General features: G+C 62.0%; 14 protein-coding genes. 10 read left to right on the top strand and 4 right to left on the bottom strand.

The features are described from left to right. Positions 1–46 precede the first annotated feature (46 nt). From rnhA to nudC, 3 genes are all read left to right on the top strand, one after another. Positions 47–547, top strand: a complete 501-nt coding sequence (rnhA, locus tag QD172_RS08580; RefSeq protein WP_255303235.1) for a ribonuclease HI — start codon at positions 47–49, stop codon at positions 545–547. Positions 548–703: 156 nt separating this feature from the next. Next, the gene (dnaQ, locus tag QD172_RS08575; RefSeq protein WP_077376774.1) at positions 704–1,477 is read left to right on the top strand and encodes a DNA polymerase III subunit epsilon; all 774 of its coding nucleotides are present in this window, start codon (positions 704–706) and stop codon (positions 1,475–1,477) included. Next, positions 1,477–2,250 carry an NAD(+) diphosphatase gene (gene nudC / locus QD172_RS08570; protein ID WP_077376771.1) on the top strand — a complete coding sequence of 258 codons (774 nt, stop codon included), beginning with the start codon at positions 1,477–1,479 and terminating at the stop codon, positions 2,248–2,250. Before dnaQ ends, nudC begins: the two co-directional genes overlap by 1 nt. A gap of 118 nt (positions 2,251–2,368) precedes the next feature. Here nudC and QD172_RS08565 read toward each other — a convergent pair whose 3' ends face one another. Next, positions 2,369–2,686 (bottom strand): SCP2 sterol-binding domain-containing protein, encoded by a 318-nt coding sequence (locus tag QD172_RS08565; RefSeq protein ID WP_077376768.1) that lies wholly within the window; start codon positions 2,684–2,686, stop codon positions 2,369–2,371. A gap of 329 nt (positions 2,687–3,015) precedes the next feature. Between QD172_RS08565 and sohB the strand changes: the two genes are divergently transcribed. After that, entirely contained in the window at positions 3,016–4,110 is a 1,095-nt protein-coding gene (gene sohB, locus QD172_RS08560) for a protease SohB (RefSeq protein WP_077376765.1), read from the top strand. Between the two features lie 231 nt (positions 4,111–4,341). Here the strand turns inward: sohB and QD172_RS08555 are convergent, their stop codons facing one another. Next, on the bottom strand, positions 4,342–4,656 hold the full coding sequence (locus tag QD172_RS08555; RefSeq protein ID WP_077376763.1) for a metalloregulator ArsR/SmtB family transcription factor: 315 nt from the start codon (positions 4,654–4,656) through the stop codon (positions 4,342–4,344). 506 nt (positions 4,657–5,162) lie between these two features. Here QD172_RS08555 and QD172_RS08550 point away from each other — a divergent pair. Then, positions 5,163–7,133 carry an acetate--CoA ligase gene (locus tag QD172_RS08550; protein ID WP_279855483.1) on the top strand — a complete coding sequence of 657 codons (1,971 nt, stop codon included), beginning with the start codon at positions 5,163–5,165 and terminating at the stop codon, positions 7,131–7,133. Positions 7,134–7,253: 120 nt separating this feature from the next. Here the strand turns inward: QD172_RS08550 and QD172_RS08545 are convergent, their stop codons facing one another. Then, complete coding sequence (locus tag QD172_RS08545; protein WP_279855482.1) at positions 7,254–8,855, bottom strand: Na+/H+ antiporter NhaC family protein; 1,602 nt, start codon at positions 8,853–8,855, stop codon at positions 7,254–7,256. A 511-nt stretch (positions 8,856–9,366) separates the two neighbouring features. Here QD172_RS08545 and QD172_RS08540 point away from each other — a divergent pair. The 3 genes from QD172_RS08540 to QD172_RS08530 all read left to right on the top strand — a co-directional run bounded on the left by QD172_RS08540 (position 9,367) and on the right by QD172_RS08530 (position 12,801). Further along, entirely contained in the window at positions 9,367–10,818 is a 1,452-nt protein-coding gene (locus QD172_RS08540) for a sodium:alanine symporter family protein (protein WP_136937883.1), read from the top strand. Positions 10,819–11,051: 233 nt separating this feature from the next. Then, positions 11,052–11,717, top strand: a complete 666-nt coding sequence (locus QD172_RS08535) for a 7-cyano-7-deazaguanine/7-aminomethyl-7-deazaguanine transporter (protein WP_077376751.1) — start codon at positions 11,052–11,054, stop codon at positions 11,715–11,717. Positions 11,718–11,793: 76 nt separating this feature from the next. Beyond that, positions 11,794–12,801, top strand: a complete 1,008-nt coding sequence (locus QD172_RS08530) for a ParA family protein (RefSeq protein ID WP_347882029.1) — start codon at positions 11,794–11,796, stop codon at positions 12,799–12,801. An 82-nt stretch (positions 12,802–12,883) separates the two neighbouring features. Here QD172_RS08530 and QD172_RS08525 read toward each other — a convergent pair whose 3' ends face one another. Beyond that, positions 12,884–13,708 (bottom strand): inositol monophosphatase family protein, encoded by an 825-nt coding sequence (locus tag QD172_RS08525; RefSeq protein ID WP_279855481.1) that lies wholly within the window; start codon positions 13,706–13,708, stop codon positions 12,884–12,886. Positions 13,709–14,215: 507 nt separating this feature from the next. On the opposite strand from QD172_RS08525, the gene QD172_RS08520 reads away from it, so the two are divergent. Both QD172_RS08520 and QD172_RS08515 read left to right on the top strand, forming a co-directional pair. Next, positions 14,216–15,475 carry an alanine--glyoxylate aminotransferase family protein gene (locus QD172_RS08520; protein ID WP_279855480.1) on the top strand — a complete coding sequence of 420 codons (1,260 nt, stop codon included), beginning with the start codon at positions 14,216–14,218 and terminating at the stop codon, positions 15,473–15,475. Continuing rightward, entirely contained in the window at positions 15,472–16,806 is a 1,335-nt protein-coding gene (locus tag QD172_RS08515) for an allantoate amidohydrolase (protein WP_279855479.1), read from the top strand. The genes QD172_RS08520 and QD172_RS08515 overlap by 4 nt, the downstream gene beginning before the upstream one ends. Positions 16,807–16,819 lie beyond the last annotated feature (13 nt).

Genomic DNA, 16,819 nt, shown 5'->3' with positions numbered 1-16,819 from the left:
TCGTGTCATTGCCTGTGTCCTGTCCTTTCTCCAAGAGTGTTCCCCTGTGAGTCACAGTGTCTCCTCGTCCGATCTCGCCAATGATGCCTCCTCAGCCGCCCCCAGCCCTCGGGTGATCATCCACACCGATGGTGCCTGCCGGGGAAATCCCGGCCCGGGAGGGTGGGGAGCCATTCTCGTCAGTGGCAAGCATCGCAAGGAACTCAAGGGCAGCGAACAGGACACCACCAACAATCGCATGGAGCTGATGGCCGCCATCGAGGCCCTGAAGGCGTTGACCCGGCGCTGTGACGTGGTGCTGTGGACGGACTCCGAATACGTCAAGAATGGCATCACCAAGTGGGTCCATGGCTGGGTCAAGCGCGGCTGGAAGACGGCTGCCAAGCAACCGGTCAAGAATGAGGCGCTGTGGAAGGCGTTGCTGGAACAGAGTCAGCGTCATGATATCGAGTGGCGCTGGGTCAAGGGCCACAGTGGCGACGAAGGCAATGAACGTGCCGATAGCCTTGCCAATGAAGCGATCGATGAGATGCAGTCACGCCGTTGAGCACGCGGCCACTGGCCCGGCAGCTCAGAGTCAGGTGCCACCGAGTCACAAACCTCAGCGTCAGAAGCACCAGCGTCGGATACATCAGGACCAGTGTCTTCAGAGCCAAGTTCACCCGGACCCGTTCACCAGGTCCCGTTCACCAAGAGGTCTGAGATGCGTCAGATTATTCTCGATACCGAAACGACCGGTATCGACCCGAAGGAAGGCCACCGTCTGATCGAGATCGGTGCGGTGGAGATGATCAATCGCCGTTTGACGGGGCGCACTTATCACCAGTACATCAATCCGGAACGATTGATCGATGAAGAGGCGATCGGCGTCCACGGCATCACCGATGAACGGGTCGCCAATGAGCCGGTCTTCGCGGACGTGGCGGATGCCTTCTGGGAGTTCATCAAGGGCGCCCAGCTCGTCATTCACAACGCGCCCTTTGACGTCGGCTTCATTGATCATGAATTCGGCCTGATCAATCCACGGCGTAGCCAGCCGCTGGGGCCGGTGGCGGAACACTGCGCGATCCTCGATACCCTGAAGCTCGCCCGTGAGAAGCACCCCGGTCAGCGCAATAACCTGGATGCGCTGTGCAAGCGCTACGATATCGACAATGGGCACCGCGTGCTGCACGGTGCCTTGCTGGATGCGGAGATCCTCGGCGACGTCTATCTGGCGATGACCGGCGGGCAGACGGCGCTCGGGCTGGACGACATAGACGATGGCGATGAGGGAGAGGGCGGCATTGTCGGGGTGCGTCGCCTTCGGGCGGACCGCCCGCGTCTGGTCACGCCCGGGCTCTCGGCGCTGGAGCTTGAGCGCCATGCTGCCTGGTGCGAGGAAATTCGTGCCAAGACAGAATGTGCCTTTGACAAGGTGGCGATCGACGCGCTGGGCAGCCTCGACGGCAGAGGCAACCCGGGAGGCGCTGTCTGATGCTGATACGTGATCTGTCACGAGTGAACCAGCGTCAGGGGTACCTGATTCGCATCGGGCGCGACGGGGTCGCCCCGGCGCCCGATGGCGGCATCATTCAACCGCCATGCGACTGGCCATCCGGCGCGATTGCACTGGGAGAGTGGCAGGGGGCGCCGATCGCCGTGCTTGGCGAGAATGGGTCTTCCGAGTGGCCAGGCGCTCGGCAATGGTTGCATTCACTGCCCAGAGAGCAGTTCCCGCTGCTCTCAAGTGCCCTGCAGGTGCTCAAGTGGGCGCGGGACCATCGTTTCTGTGGACGTTGTGGCAAGCGAATGAAACGTCTGGAACATGAGTTCGCGATGCACTGTACCGGCTGCCAGCATCGCAGCTATCCGCGAATCTCACCCTGCATCATCACGCTGATCACGCGTGGGCGTGAGTTGCTGCTGGCACGCAGTCCGCGTTTCGGGCCCGGCATGTACTCGACCCTGGCCGGTTTCATCGAAGCCGGGGAAAGCGCCGAGGAAGCGGTGAGGCGCGAGGTCCTGGAAGAAGTGGGTGTCGAGGTCGGGCGCGTGAGTTACTTCCAGAGCCAATCCTGGCCATTTCCTCACTCCTTCATGTTGGGATACTACGCCGAATATGCGGGCGGGGAGATCGCCATTGATGGCCATGAGATAGAGGATGCCCAGTGGTTCACACCTGAATCCTTGCCTGGCTTGCCGCCGAAGTTCTCGATCTCGCATGCCTTGATCGACAACTTCCTGCGCTCGGTGGCCAGCGGCCGCTGACGCCTGGCACTCCGGGCTGCCAATGAAAACGCCCCTGCCAATGGCAGGGGCGTTTTCATTGGCGGTATCGCTCATCGAGCGATACCGATCAGCAGAGGTCACATCCGCTGTTCTGCCGTCACTTGTTCGGGAAGAGAGAGGTCAGCTTGGTGGCCAGCATGATGTTGCCGGTCGCTTTCAGGCGGCCCGTCATGAAGGCCTGCATGCCGTCGACTTCGCCCTTCATCACGCCCTTGAGGGTATCGCTGTCAGTGGACAGCGTGACGGACGGATCGTCGTGCTCCCCTTCGCCCACGTCCAGGGTGCCATCCTTGACGACCATGTAGTAGTCATCACTGTCGGTGATGTTGAACTGGAAGACGTCGTTCATGCCCTTGGCGGCGTCCGGGTTGAAGCGACTTTTCAGCATCTCGATGACGGCGTTGGCGTCTGCCATGGCAATATTCCTTTTCAATGGTGAAGGCTGGGAAAGTGGATATGGGGTTCAGCACTTTCAAGGCTGTGCATCAGACTATTTCAAACGATCGTTCCAATCAAGCGCCGAAGATGATCTCCTCCGTTGCAGCGGCCCTTGCGCTGACCGGATCAACCCGCGTTGTGCCACCCTGTCTCGCAGCGCCGTGCTCGCCTTGCAGAGAGGGTCATTTGCCCCCATGTAGCAGGAATCTCACAGCTGGCCTGGTGGCCGCTAAAGTCGTTGTCCGTCAGACAGATCCGTGCAGGTCGCGGTGTCCGACGACACCCATGTCGTTCAGGAGCAAGTGCATGCAATGGTTATCGGAATATGGCCTCTTTCTCGCCGAGGCAGTCACGGTGGTGGTGGCCATTGGGGCGATCATCCTCATGATCGTGCGTGCCCGTCACGGGGACAGTGGTGAGCGCGAGGCTCGCCTCAAGATTCGCCCCTGGCATGAGCGCATGCAGCACCTCCAGCGGGAATTGGGACAGGCCGGGTTGGAAGATGCCGAGCGCACCGCCAATGCCAAGGCACGTGCCAAGAAGGAGAAGCAGGAGGCCAAGTCTCTCAAGAAGGCGCTCAAGGCCAAGGCGAAGCGCAAGCCTTCCGATGACGTTCAGGAACAGGACTCCACTGCCGGGCGTCGGGTGTTCGTGCTCGACTTCGTCGGCGATATTAAGGCGACGGGAGTGGAAAGCCTCGCCGAGCAAGTCACCGCGCTGGAAGGCGTGCTGACCGACAAGGATGAAGTGGTACTGCGACTGGAATCTGGTGGTGGCCTGGTGCACGCCTACGGTCTGGCCGCCGCACAGCTGGATCGTCTGCGTGCGGCTGGCGCGCGTCTGACAATTACCGTCGACAAGGTGGCCGCGAGTGGCGGGTACATGATGGCGTGTGCCGCTGATCACGTCGTGGCAGCGCCGTTTGCCGTGATAGGGTCCATCGGCGTCGTGGCACAGGTGCCCAATGTGCACCGTCTTCTCAAGAAGCACGATGTCGATGTGGAGATCCTGACGGCTGGGCGTTACAAGCGAACGCTGACGATGCTGGGGGAGAATACGGAAGAAGGGCGTGAAAAGTTCCTGTCTGACCTGGCCCGCACCCATGACCTGTTCAAGCAGCACGTCGGTAGCCGTCGTCCGCAACTGGATGTGGAGGCTGTGTCACAAGGGGACATCTGGTATGGCAGCGAGGCAATCGCGATCGGTCTGATCGATGAGGTAGGCACAAGTCAGGCGCTGCTGGCCGGCTATCTCAAGCAGGATCTCAAGATATTTGAAGTCAGTCTTGAAAAGCCGCGTCGCATGATGGATCGATTCGGGAAGGGGGTGACGCTGAGTCTGGATCGTGTGCTTGACCGCGTGCTGGAGCGCAATGTCGAGTCACGCTGGCAGCAGCACTGAGAACTTCGCGAATCGTGATCTGCAGGCGGAAGGCTCTGCTCGAATGCAAGTCTGCGGGCAATGGCGGCCATTCCCTGGCCATCCGTCAAACGAGGAGCGAGGAAGGTGCGAGAGACCCGGTGATGTTGCGGGTCTGGCTCAGCCTGGTCATGGCATCACGTCGTGACATGGCGTGACCGGATGATCCGATGGCTTCCCTCAAGGGCGTCAGTCTTCGACTGGCGCCCTTTTTCAGCGATAGAGTTGTTGAAGCGTGCGGATCACGCCTGCAGCGTTGGGGCCCAGCAGTGAGTAGTAGATGGTCTGTGACGCCCGGCGAGTCCGCACCATGCCTTCGCGACGCAGAATGGCCAGATGCTGCGACAGGGCTGACTGGGAAAGTTCGAGACGTGAATTCAGTTCACTGACCGACATTTCGCTTTCACTGAGCAGGCAGAGAATTCGCAAGCGATTTTCATTGCCCATCGCCTTCAACAGGGCAGTGGCTTCCTCGATCACGCGATCACCTGCCTGGTGTAGCGTGATGACATCATCTTGCGCAGGCATGGCGGGTTTCCTCGCGGTTGAGACCTTGGCATTCATTGGTGAGCTCCGGTGCTGTCTGGGGGATTCCATCATCAGATTGGCCGTCCTTGTGGTGTCAGGCATGAAGTATCCTTGTTTTAGTGAATCATCAATAACTCCGCGTGCTACGTCCAAGGCAATATTAAACGATAAATCATCGAGGGTGGCCTGATCAGGGGTGGACTTTTCCTTTTCCTGACGCTGGTCGACATACGGTCGTTCGTTTCACTGCGTGTCGATGACGTCATACGACGAACTGACCAGGGTTGGATGCCTCATCTGACATTCACACGGTCGGGTTTTGGCCTAAGGTTCTGATAGTGCGCAAGCGCGTCACCTGCCATCAACGTGGTAGGACACTTGGGGTCGCCAGCTGCCGGCATCTTCCAGGCGCAGTCCTGAGTCGAAGGCGCGTAAGGCGTGATACTGCTTTCTGATGGCAACGCCATGCCATGAACCCCGTGCCAGCATCGTCAACGAGGTAAGCCATGCCTGAGACCGCCAAGCGATCCGCACGCGAGCACTACGAATCACTTGTCTCGCGTGCCAATCAAGCGCCAGAGGACTTCTGGGCTGAGCAGGCCAGGCGCATCGTCTGGTTCCGTGATCCATCGACCATCCTGGCCTGGGATGCCCAGGAGCACGCCCGTTGGTTCATTGATGGCGAGATGAATATCTGTCATGCCGCGCTGGACCATCACGTGGCCAATGGCCGCGGGGATCAGGTGGCGCTCTACTGGGACTCTCCCGTCACTGACAGCAAGTGCCAGTACACCTATCGAGAGCTTCGCGACGAAGTGGCCAGGCTGGCGGGTGCCCTGCGTGACAAGGGGGTCGAGAAGGGTGATCGCGTGATCATCTACATGCCGATGGTGGCGGAGGCCGCGATGGCGATGCTGGCCTGCGCACGCCTGGGAGCGGTGCATTCCGTGGTCTTCGGAGGATTCTCCCCCAAGGAGCTGGCCGTACGGATCGATGATGCGACGCCCAAGGTCATCCTGGCGGCCTCCTGTGGCATCGAGGTCGACCGTGTCATTCCCTACAAGCCGTGGCTGGATGAGGCGATCGAACTTGCGACGCATACGCCAGAGGCCTGCCTGATCCTGCAGCGTGAGCAGCAACGAGCCACCCTGGGGCCGCGAGACCACGATTGGCAGGAATGTCTGGCGCATGCTCAGGCCACGGAAGCGGTCAGCATGCTGGGAAGCGAGCCGCTTTATATCCTCTATACCTCAGGCACCACCGGGACGCCCAAGGGTGTGGTGCGCGATCACGCCGGCTACGCCGTGGCACTGCATTACTCCATGGAAATTCTCTACGGGACCCGCCCGGGGGACACCTTCATGGCAGCCTCCGATATCGGCTGGGTCGTGGGGCATTCCTATATCGTCTATGGCCCGTTGCTGATGGGAGCCTCGACGGTCATGTATGAAGGCAAGCCGGTCAGGACGCCGGATGCCGGAGCCTTCTGGCGCTTGATCGAGGAGTATCGGATCAACTGCTTCTTCACGGCACCGACCGCCTTCAGAGCCATCAAGAAGGAAGACCCCGACGCCAGCCTGATGGCCGGGCGTGACCTGTCCAGTCTGCGCAGCCTGTTCCTGGCGGGGGAGCGACTCGATCCTCCCACCTATCACTGGTTGAATGACCTGCTGCCAGTGCCGATCGTGGATCACTGGTGGCAGACGGAAACCGGCTGGCCGGTCGCGGGAAATCTGCTCGGTCTCGACATGATCACTCGCCAGGCGAGTGGTCCCCGAGCGCCGGTCGAGGCACGCGCGGGCAGTGCGACCTGGCCGTTGCCCGGTTTCAATGTGCAGGTGCTCGATGGCCTGGGGGATGAGGTCGAACCCGGAGTGCAGGGCAACGTGGTCATTCAGCAGCCGCTGCCGCCCGGGTGTCTCACGGGGCTCTATCACAATCCCGCGCGCTTCCACGCCGCCTACCTGGCGGCGTACCCCGGCTACTATCTGACGGGAGACGGCGGCTATCTTGACGAGGACGGCTACCTCTTCGTGATGGGGCGCATCGATGACGTCATCAATGTGGCAGGGCATCGCCTGTCCACCGGGGAAATGGAACAGGTCCTCGGCTCACATGAGGCAGTGGCGGAGTGTGCGGTGATCGGCATCGAGGATTCGCTCAAGGGCGAGATGCCGCTGGGACTGGTGATCATCAAGGATGCCTGGCGCGGTGACGAATCTGCTCTTCGTCAGGCGCTGGCGCAGCGTGTGCGCGATGAGATAGGGGCGATCGCCTCGCTCAAGGACGTACTGATCGTCGAGCGGCTGCCCAAGACACGCTCCGGCAAGATTCTGCGCAAGATGATCCGTCAGATCGCCGCGGGAGAGCAGTACCAGATTCCCTCGACCATCGATGACCCGGCGAGCCTGGAGGATGTGCGTGAGGCATTGAGCGAGGCAGGCGTCGGTCTGGCCGGGCAGGCGCGCAGTGCTTGAGTGACGTGAGCATTGCCGGTGAGTGAACGCTTGGGCGCAGATCGCGCCTGCCGCAAACACAAGGCCCCCGTCATGAATCATGGCGGGGGCCTTGTGTTCTTGCGTGGAGCGATCAGTCCATCAGGTGCGTGCGACCACGGGGTTGGCGCGTTCCCGACGGGCAAGCCAGGCGATGCTGACCACCAGCAGCCCTGCCAGACTCAGCCAGCCGAACAGCGTGCTGTCGGTCAGGCCCATCACCAGGTACGCCAGCAACGAGATGCAGGCGCCCAGCAGCGCGTAGGGCAACTGCGTCATGACGTGATCGATGTGATGGCAGCTCGCGCCCGTCGAGGACAGGATGGTGGTGTCGGAAATCGGTGAGCAGTGGTCACCGAAGACCGAGCCCGCCAGTACGGCACCCATCATCGGCAGCATCATCGCGATCTCGGTGGCTGCCGCCATGTCTCCGGCGATCGGCAGCATGATGCCAAAGGTGCCCCAGCTGGTGCCGGTGGCGAAGGCCATCAGACCGGACAGCATGAACAGCAACATCGGAAGCCAGGTGGGGGAGACCACGCCATCTACCAGCGTCGCCAGGTATTCGCCCGTGCCGAGTGAGCCGATGATGCCGGTCAGCATCCAGGCGAACACCAGGATATAGACGGCCGGCAGCATCGAGCGCGCGCCCTGGACGATGGCACCGATGCTGCGGCCAGTGCCCATGCGGTGACGCAGCAGCATCATCACGGCGGCGAGCAGGCCGATGGCACCGCCGATGATCAGCGATCCTGCGACATCGGTCAGCTCGAAGGCACGCACCAGGCCGAATGCCTCGCCCTTGGCGGCCAGCGCACTGGCGCCGGTCTGCACGATCATGAAGAAGGTGGCGATCACCAGCACGATGATCGGAATCAGCAGATCCACGGGGCGGCCACGTTCCGACTCTTCGACATGGGTGTTGCCGGGAGGATTGCCACGGCTGGCGTCAAACAGCTCGCCATCACGCGCGGCGATGGCATGTCGGCGCATGGCACCGAAGTTGATGTCGAACCAGGCCGAGGCGATCACCAGCACCAGCGCCGCAATCGCGTAATAGTTGAGCGCGGAAAGCTCCAGGAAGGCACCGAAGGGGCTGACATCGGTGATGTGGTGCGTGGCCAGGATTCCGGCGATCAAGCTGATGATGTAGGCGCCCCAGCTGGAGATGGGGGTCAGCACGCACACCGGTGCGGCGGTGGAGTCGATCAGATAGGCCAGACGAGCCCGCGACAGGCCCTGGCGATCCGTCAGGGGGCGGCAGATGTTGCCGACCGCCAGGCTGTTGAAGTAGTCATCGATGAAGATGAAGACTCCCAGCAGGACGGTCATCAGCTGCGACCCGCGACGGGTAGTGACCCGTTCACGCGCCCAGTTGCCGAAGGCGCGCGTGCCGCCGGCCAGAGTGATGACACCGACCATCGCCCCGAGAGCGAGCAGAAACAGCAGGATATAGACATTCCAGCTGTTGAGCGTGACATCGGCCAGATGACCGCTGTCCGGCAGCTCGACGAAGACCGCGACCAGCTGGCGCCAGAGATAATCCAGCGTGGTGAGCGGTGAGAAATCATTCAGCAGCAGAGCGCCAGAGACAATACCCAGCCCAAGGGAGAGCATGACGCGACGTGTCAGTATTGCGAGACCGATGGCTATGATCGGGGCGAGCAGCGAAAGCGGGGACGCCGCGTAGCTGGTCAGTTCCATGTATCACCTGTTTTCAAAGGCAGGCGCCGGGACAATGCGCGCTGCCGGGTGCCGTAATGGCTGTTAGGGTGCGTGGGCGTCAGGGAAGAGCACCGTCCTGATGTGGCGCATCCGACCGGCCGCAGTCGTGGTGTCGCAACTGGGGGAGGGCGTCGCTGATGCGCCGAACACGTCCTGCAGCATCAGGCTGACCGATGCCTGCAGGTGGGAAGGGGGCGCATTATGCCCGAGAGGACCAGACAGCGAAACATTGCCTTGTGCATCTAAAGTCTAGGATGCAGTGAAAAAGACCGACATTTCGCCGGTTCCCCACTAGAATCCCGCTGTGAAACGCCAATGTTCAGTATGCTCTTCTTGCTAATCCGTGTCGGATATGAAGAATGGCGCTCACCAAAGCATGTCGAGCAACCCTTTCGTAGTGGTTGCTCGCTGCCAGCGGCAGGAAGGCCATGGCTTTTCACGCCGCCTGGCAGCGTCGACAAGATCAAAAACCCGCCAAAGCGAGACCGACATGTCGGAAACAACGTCCATCATTCCAGCGCCGATTCTGGCGTTGATCGATGCAGGCAATGGCCTGCTGTGGGGCAGCGTATTGATCTACCTGCTCATCGGAGCGGGTCTTTTCTTCACGGTCATGACCAAGGGCATCCAGTTCCGCTACTTCGGGCACATGTGGAAACTGCTGGCCACCTCACGTCAGGGTAGCGAAGGCGGGATCTCCTCCTTCCAGGCGCTGGCCACCTCCCTGGCGGCACGTGTCGGTACCGGTAACCTGGCCGGTGTCGCCGTGGCGATTTCCCTGGGTGGCCCGGGTGCCATCTTCTGGATGTGGATGACGGCACTGGTGGGCATGTCCACCAGTTTCATCGAGTCCACCCTGGCCCAGGCCTACAAGGTGTCACACGATGACAATACCTTCCGTGGTGGCCCGGCCTACTACATCGAGAAGGGCCTGGGACAGCGCTGGATGGCGATCCTGTTCTCCGTGTGTCTGATCATCGCCTTCGGTCTGGCCTTCAACTCCGTGCAGTCCAACTCCATCGCGCTGGCCATGGAGCAGGCCTTCAGCGTGCCGCCGTGGATCATGGGCGTGATTCTGGTCGTGGTGATGGTGCCGATCATCTTCGGTGGCATGAAGCGCATCACGCGGACCGCCGAGCTGATCGTGCCGATCATGGCGCTGCTCTATCTGCTGCTGGCCATCTTCGTCGTGGCGATCAACATCACCGAGCTTCCGGCGGCACTGGGCACCATCTTCCGCAGCGCCTTCGGTCTTGAGCAGGCAGCAGGTGGTGCACTGGGCTACACCATCGCGCAGGCGATGATGAACGGCATCAAGCGCGGCCTGTTCTCCAATGAAGCCGGCATGGGCTCTGCGCCGAATGCCGCGGCGATGGCGACCACCCGGCACCCGGCCTCCCAGGGCTTCGTCCAGATGCTGGGCGTCTTCATCGATACTCTGGTCATCTGCACCGCAACCGCTGCCATCATCATCATGAGCGGCACGCTGGGCAACGATGGCGGCAATGATGGTATCCAGATCACCCAGGCGGCGTTGACCTCGCAGGTCGGCAGCTGGGGGGGTGGCTTCGTGGCGATCGCCATTCTGCTGTTCGCCTTCACCTCGCTGGTGGCGAACTACTCCTATGGCGAGTCCAACATCGAGTACATCTCGGGCAAGAAGAACGCCAAGCCGGTCATCATGCTCTATCGCTTTGCGGTGCTGGGCATGGTGATGCTGGGCGCAGTCGCCAGTCTCAAGAACATCTGGAACTTCGCTGACCTGTCGATGGGGGCGATGGCGCTGATCAACCTGATCGCCATCCTGCTGCTGTCGCCGCTGGCCTTCCGGATCTTCAAGGACTACGACCGTCAGCACAAGGCCGGTCAGGAGCCGACCTTCGACCCCGAGAAGTTCCCGGAGCTCAAGGGCAAGGTCGACCCCGCCATCTGGAAGAAATGAGCGTCACCCATGAAAGCCCGCGGTGCGGAATGAGGCGTCCACCTCTCCCTGACCACCCGGTCAGAATCTCCGTGAGTTGACATGCCAATGGCCGCGCATCGTGATACGATGCGCGGCCATTCTGGTTCTCGACGGCGAGATATCGCGCGAGATACCGTCTATCGTCAGCTGTTATGCCGTCTGTCAGGGTTCCCTCACCCCTGCTGTTGGCCTGGAACCAAAAAGGACCTCAGATGCTCCTACTCACCGCGAGTCAATCGCGTCGTGCGCTCGTCGCACTGTCCCTGTTTCATATCCTGATCATCACGGCCAGCAACTACCTGGTGCAGTTGCCGATGACACTGTTCGGCTTCCATACCACCTGGGGTGCCTTCAGCTTCCCGTTCATCTTCCTGGCCACGGACCTGACCGTCCGGCTGTTCGGCAAGGTACATGCTCGCCGCATCATCGCGCTGGTCATGCTGCCGGCATTGCTGGTCAGCTACATGATCTCGGTGATCTTCCATGGCGGCAGCCTTGCCGGGATCGAGGCGTTGGGCGAGTTCAATCTGGTCGTGGCACGCATTGCGCTGGCGAGCTTCATCGCCTATGTGATCGGCCAGCTGCTGGATATTCAGGTCTTTGATCGTCTGCGTCGCAATGCTCACTGGTGGGTCGCGCCCATGGCATCGACGCTCTTCGGCAATCTCGCCGATACCTTCGCCTTCTTTTCGGTGGCATTTCGCAATGGCCCGGACGTCTTCATGGCGGCACATTGGGTCGAGATCGCCTGGGTGGACTACGCCATCAAGTTGATCATTTCGCTGCTGCTCTTCCTCCCGATGTACGGTCTGTTGCTTGGCTGGTTGACGCGTCAACTGCTGGCGAGAGGCTTCATCGCCGGGCGTGAAGGCGCCTGATCAGTCCGACATCTCCCTGTACTCGAATTGCCGCCACGATGTGGTAGCCTTGAGAAAAACAGGGAGTTGATCTGCAATGAAAATCGCGGCGGTGTACAGCATCAAGGGCGGTGTCGGCAAGACGGCTTCTGCCATCAACCTCGCGTATGTCGCTGCCAACAGTGGTCTCAGAGTGCTGTTGTGGGATCTGGACCCTCAAGCCGCCGCGACTTTCTATGTGCGGACCAAGCCCAAGCTCAAGGGCGGCGTCGAGAAGCTGATCAGCGGCAAGCAGGACCTGTCACGCGTGATCCGGGCGACCGACTATCGCAATCTGGATGTCCTGCCGGCCGAGTTCTCCTATCGCAATCTCGATCACATTCTCGAGGAAGAGAAGCGCTCTCGCCTGCGCAAGGTATTGAAGCCGGTGCGTGACGACTACGACCTCGTCATCCTGGATTGCCCCCCGAGTATCTCGACTCTCTCCGAGCAGGTCTTCGCGGCCGCTGATACGCTGCTGGTCCCGATGATTCCGACGGTGTTGTCACTGCGCACGCTGGAGCAGCTCAATGCCTATCTGGCCGAGATCGATCTCGATGTGCCTGTCTGGCCATTCTTCACGCTGGTCGATCGTCGCAAGACCTTGCACAAGGATGTGATGGAGTCCCTCAAGCAGGACCATCCGCTGCAGCTCAGTGGGCATATTCCTTACTCCAGCATCGTCGAGCGCATGGGAATCGAGCGCAAGCCGGTGCCGGTCTTCTCGCGCAACAGTGCTCCGGCGGCAAGCTACCGAGAGTTGTGGAAGGAAGTCGGCCAGCGCCTCGGGCTGCTCAAGGAGCCGGCAGCTGGTGAGGGGAAGGCAGACGTAGACGCGAGCACGCCTGAGACGAGCACGACCGCTGGCACGTCCACTGTCAATCAGTCCGCTCAGCCCTCGGACAAGCCGGAGGTCAGCACCGACTCCAAGGCCAGGACAGCCAAGTCGTCCACCGCGAAATCGTCTGGCAAGCCCTCTGGCAAGCCTTCTGACAAGTCTTCCGGCAAGCCCTCTGGGAAGTCGGGAGCCAAGCGCAGCAAGAAGGGCGGCAACCTCGGCGATTGATGCCCAGCGTCTCGCTGAGGGATGCCCAGAATGCAAGAAGCCCCGCACTTGCGGGGCTTCTTGCATTCTGGGGGAGGGTGACTCAAAGCCCGGGCAGGCCGGAACTGGCATCGGCATCTTCCAGTAGGCGCTTGAGCGGTGCATGCAGGGCCGGTGAAGCTACCACGATATTCTCGCCATACAGCTCCTCGGGGATGCCGTCTGGGCAACGATAGAGGTGACCGGTACGTGCGCCGGCTTCGCGGGCAATCAGCAGGCCCGCCGCAAAGTCCCAGGGAGAGACGCTCTCATAGTAGGCATCCAGGCGGCCGCAGGCGACATCGCAAAGATCCAGCGCGGCGCTGCCATTGCGCCGGACATCCTGACACACCAGCAACATGGCGGAGAGACGTTTGAGCAGGGGAGGACGGCTGTCCCGGTTATAGGGGAAGCCGGTCGCGACCAGTGCGCGGCTCATGTCTTCGGTCTCGCTGACCGTGATGCTCTCGCCATTCATCCAGGCTCCCTTGCCGCGAATGGCGGTGAAGGTCTCGCCGAGGAAGGGCGCGTGAACCACTCCCATCTGGATCTTGCCACGCTCGCACCAGGCGATGGAGACGGCCACATGGCGCAGCCCGTGAGCAAAGTTTAAGGTGCCGTCGATGGGGTCGATCACCCACAGGCCTCCCTTGGTGCCGATGACGTCGCGCTCGGGCGATAGCTCCTCGGTCAGGCGTGCATCTTCAGGGAATTCGGCCTCGAGCGCCTCGGCAAGGAAGGTGTCGATCGCCACATCGATGTCCGTGACCAGCTCATCGCCTTTCTTGTAGTGGTGCGCGAACCCTTGCTCCTCGCGCGCTTTCACCATGCGTTCTCCCGCGTCTCTGGCCAATTGCGTTGCACGTTCCAGGCGTTGTTCCAGCGTCATGTGGCTCTCCAGCAGCGATGATCAGGTCAGATGAGTTGACGCTCATCCCTCCGGTGACCTCCTGTATAACAGACTCATGTGGTGAGTTCAGCCTTGAGGGAGGGGACGGGCGCACGAAGGGTGTGCTCAGGCATCCGATTCAGGCGTTGCATGCCCCTTCATGGTGCTTTCCCTGCAAGGCGTGCACTGCCAACGGGAGGTGGCGAGGACCGCTTCAGCAATTATCCCGTTATCTTGAGGGGGCGTTTTCTCGTCACGCTTCCTGAAGCATCCCGCTTGGGGCCCTGACGAAGACCCGGCCAGCCCCGGCCAGTAGCGGAGAGCCTGTCCCTGGCCGGCATGACGTGTCTGACCGGGGCTTCGTCAGGACAGGCCGGTGGGATCTGGGGATTCAACATCCGTTTCATTTTCTGATTTCTGGCGCACTTGTTGCAGTAGTCTGGTCATGGCGTTCGGCAAGCCGCCGAACCTTCCCGCATTCAATGCCCTGATGCACAAGGAGCGAACGTGACCCCGATTCCTGACCAGATTCATCCCCCGCAGCGCCTCCTGATGGGCCCGGGCCCGATCAACGCGGACCCACGTGTGTTGCGTGCGCTGTCAGCGCCATTGATCGGCCAGTACGACCCCGCGATGACGCATTACATGAACGAGACGATGCAGCTCTATCGCGGCGTCTTCGAGACCCGGAACGCGGCGACCCTGTTGATCGATGGCACATCGCGGGCCGGGATCGAGGCGGTGCTGGTCTCGTTGATCCAGCCGGGGGAGCGTGTACTGGTGCCGATCTTCGGCCGTTTCGGTCATCTGCTGCGCGAGATTGCCGAGCGCTGCGGTGCCCAGGTGCACACGCTGGAATGTGAGTGGGGCGAGGTCTTTCGTCCCGAGCAGATCGAAGCCGCCATTCGCGAGGTGCAGCCAACGCTTCTCGCGCTGGTACAGGGCGATACCTCGACCACCATGTGCCAACCGCTCGAGGAGATCGGTGCCATCTGTCGCCGCGAAGGCGTGCTGTTCTACAGCGATGCCACGGCCTCGCTGGCGGGCAATCCGCTCAAGACGGACGAGTGGGGGCTGGACGCCGTCACCGCAGGCTTGCAGAAATGTCTCGCCGGTCCGTCTGGCAGTTCGCCGCTGACGCTGTCGCCGCGTGCGGTGGAGGTGGTGCATGCACGCCGGCACGTCGAGGCCGGGATCAGCAGTGGGGACGATCGACTGGCGGAGCCGGGCGCGCGTATTCGCTCCAACTATTTCGATCTTTCCATGGTGCTCGATTACTGGGGAGCGCTGCGCCTCAATCACCACACGGAGGCCACCAGCATGCTGTATGGCGCGCGCGAGTGTGCGCGACTGCTGGTCAACGAGGGCATGGACAACGCCATCGCGCGACATGCGTTGCACGGTCAGGCGATGGTCGAGGGACTCAAGGGGCTGGGGCTTGCGCTGTTCGGTGACCAGGCGCATCGCATGAACAACGTCAGCGCGGTGAGGATTCCGGATGGCCTGGATGGCGAGGGGTTGCGTCGCAGCATGCTGGAGGATTTCGGCATCGAGATAGGCACCAGCTTCGGGCCGCTGCACGGCAAGGTCTGGCGCCTCGGCGTGATGGGCTACAACGCGCGTCGCGACACGGTACTCACCACGCTGGCGGCGCTGGAGCAGACTCTGCGACGCGGTGGCGTCCAGTGTGTCGCCGGCGGTGGTGTCGGCGCGGCGCTGGACTTTTATCAAGAGCATCAGGACCAGCCGGCGGGAGAGCGGCCATGACCATTGATGTGTCCCGAGCGCGCACGACAGCGGGCATCGCCTCGCTGGAAACCGCGGCGGACGTGCTGGCAGCCTGCGATGCCCTGGCGGCGATTTCACGCAGTGACAGCGGGATCGATCGCCGTTATCTGACGCCTGAGCATGCGGCGGCCAATGCCACCACGGCGGCCTGGCTCAAGGCGGCAGGACTTCACAGCTGGCAGGACGGGGCGGGCAATCAGTGGGGGCGATGGTGCCCGAAAACGCTCTCCAGCGAGAGCGAGGCGCCGCGGCTGGTGATCGGCTCCCATCTGGACAGCGTACCGGACGCCGGTCGTTATGACGGGATTCTGGGCGTGCTTCTGGGCGTCGCGGCGCTGACCCACTTCCAGCAGCGTGCTGAACGGGAGGGTGCCGGCTTGCCGTTTGCGCTCGAGGTGGTCGGCTTTGGCGATGAGGAAGGCACGCGCTTCGGCGCGACCCTGCTCGGCAGCCATGCCGTCGCGGGCAGCTGGCAACCGGGATGGGAGCTTCTGGAAGATGAGGAGGGTATCAGCCTGGGGGAGGCGCTGACCGCCTTCGGGCTCTCGGGGCAATCGGCGGCCAGTGCCAGCCTGCAAGCGACTCCGCCGCTGGGCTATCTGGAAGTGCACATCGAGCAGGGGCCGGTGCTGGAAGCCGAGAATCTGGCACTGGGTACCGTGACGGGTATCGCTGGCGCGCGTCGCTTTGCCGTCAACTTCGCCGGTCAGGCCGGCCATGCCGGCACCACACCGATGGCACTGCGTCAGGATGCGCTGTGTGCCGCGGCAGAGTGGACACTGGCCGTCGAGACCCTGGCGCGTGAGGTCCAGACAGGCAAGCGCGCTGACATGCCGGATCACTCACTGGTGGCCACCGTGGGGTGTTGCGAGTTGCGTCCCGGTGCGGTGAATGTCATTCCCGGCGCCGCGGCGTTGAGTCTGGATATCCGTGCCCTGGACGATGCACAACGTGACCGGGCGCTGGAGGAACTGCTGCAACAGGCCCACCAGATCGCCGAGCGTCGCGGCGTCACCTTCCGCTGTGAGCAGACCCATGCCGCGAATGCCGTCGCCTGTGATGAAGGGTTGATGCAGGCAGTGGATCTCGGTATCGCCGCCACCGGACAGGCGCCTTTCCGGCTGCCCAGCGGTGCCGGCCATGACGCCATGGCGGTGAGTCACCTGTGCCCGGTGGGCATGCTGTTCCTGCGCTGTGAGCGGGGCATCAGTCACCACCCTGCGGAGGCGGTGACGGAGGCGGATGTCGCCAGAGCACTGGCGGCCTTGATTGCCAGCATCGAGGCAGTGGCCGCCAGATATTCATGTTGATCATCGGCGGCCA

The sequence above is a fragment of the Cobetia sp. 10Alg 146 genome (assembly GCF_029846385.1).
In the GTDB taxonomy this organism is placed as follows: domain Bacteria; phylum Pseudomonadota; class Gammaproteobacteria; order Pseudomonadales; family Halomonadaceae; genus Cobetia; species Cobetia marina.
This window is presented reverse-complemented; position numbering and strand designations above follow the sequence as displayed.

What these genes read in the sequence shown, in the direction of transcription:
- QD172_RS08555 (WP_077376763.1), bottom strand. Translation starts at nt 4,656, where the DNA reads ATGCCTGCGCAAGATGATGTCATCACGCTACACCAGGCAGGTGATCGC.
- QD172_RS08565 (WP_077376768.1), bottom strand. Translation starts at nt 2,686, where the DNA reads ATGGCAGACGCCAACGCCGTCATCGAGATGCTGAAAAGTCGCTTCAAC.
- nudC (WP_077376771.1), top strand. Translation starts at nt 1,477, where the DNA reads ATGCTGATACGTGATCTGTCACGAGTGAACCAGCGTCAGGGGTACCTG.
- QD172_RS08540 (WP_136937883.1), top strand. Translation starts at nt 9,367, where the DNA reads ATGTCGGAAACAACGTCCATCATTCCAGCGCCGATTCTGGCGTTGATC.
- sohB (WP_077376765.1), top strand. Translation starts at nt 3,016, where the DNA reads ATGCAATGGTTATCGGAATATGGCCTCTTTCTCGCCGAGGCAGTCACG.
- QD172_RS08545 (WP_279855482.1), bottom strand. Translation starts at nt 8,855, where the DNA reads ATGGAACTGACCAGCTACGCGGCGTCCCCGCTTTCGCTGCTCGCCCCG.
- dnaQ (WP_077376774.1), top strand. Translation starts at nt 704, where the DNA reads ATGCGTCAGATTATTCTCGATACCGAAACGACCGGTATCGACCCGAAG.
- QD172_RS08530 (WP_347882029.1), top strand. Translation starts at nt 11,794, where the DNA reads ATGAAAATCGCGGCGGTGTACAGCATCAAGGGCGGTGTCGGCAAGACG.
- QD172_RS08535 (WP_077376751.1), top strand. Translation starts at nt 11,052, where the DNA reads ATGCTCCTACTCACCGCGAGTCAATCGCGTCGTGCGCTCGTCGCACTG.
- QD172_RS08550 (WP_279855483.1), top strand. Translation starts at nt 5,163, where the DNA reads ATGCCTGAGACCGCCAAGCGATCCGCACGCGAGCACTACGAATCACTT.
- QD172_RS08515 (WP_279855479.1), top strand. Translation starts at nt 15,472, where the DNA reads ATGACCATTGATGTGTCCCGAGCGCGCACGACAGCGGGCATCGCCTCG.
- QD172_RS08525 (WP_279855481.1), bottom strand. Translation starts at nt 13,708, where the DNA reads ATGACGCTGGAACAACGCCTGGAACGTGCAACGCAATTGGCCAGAGAC.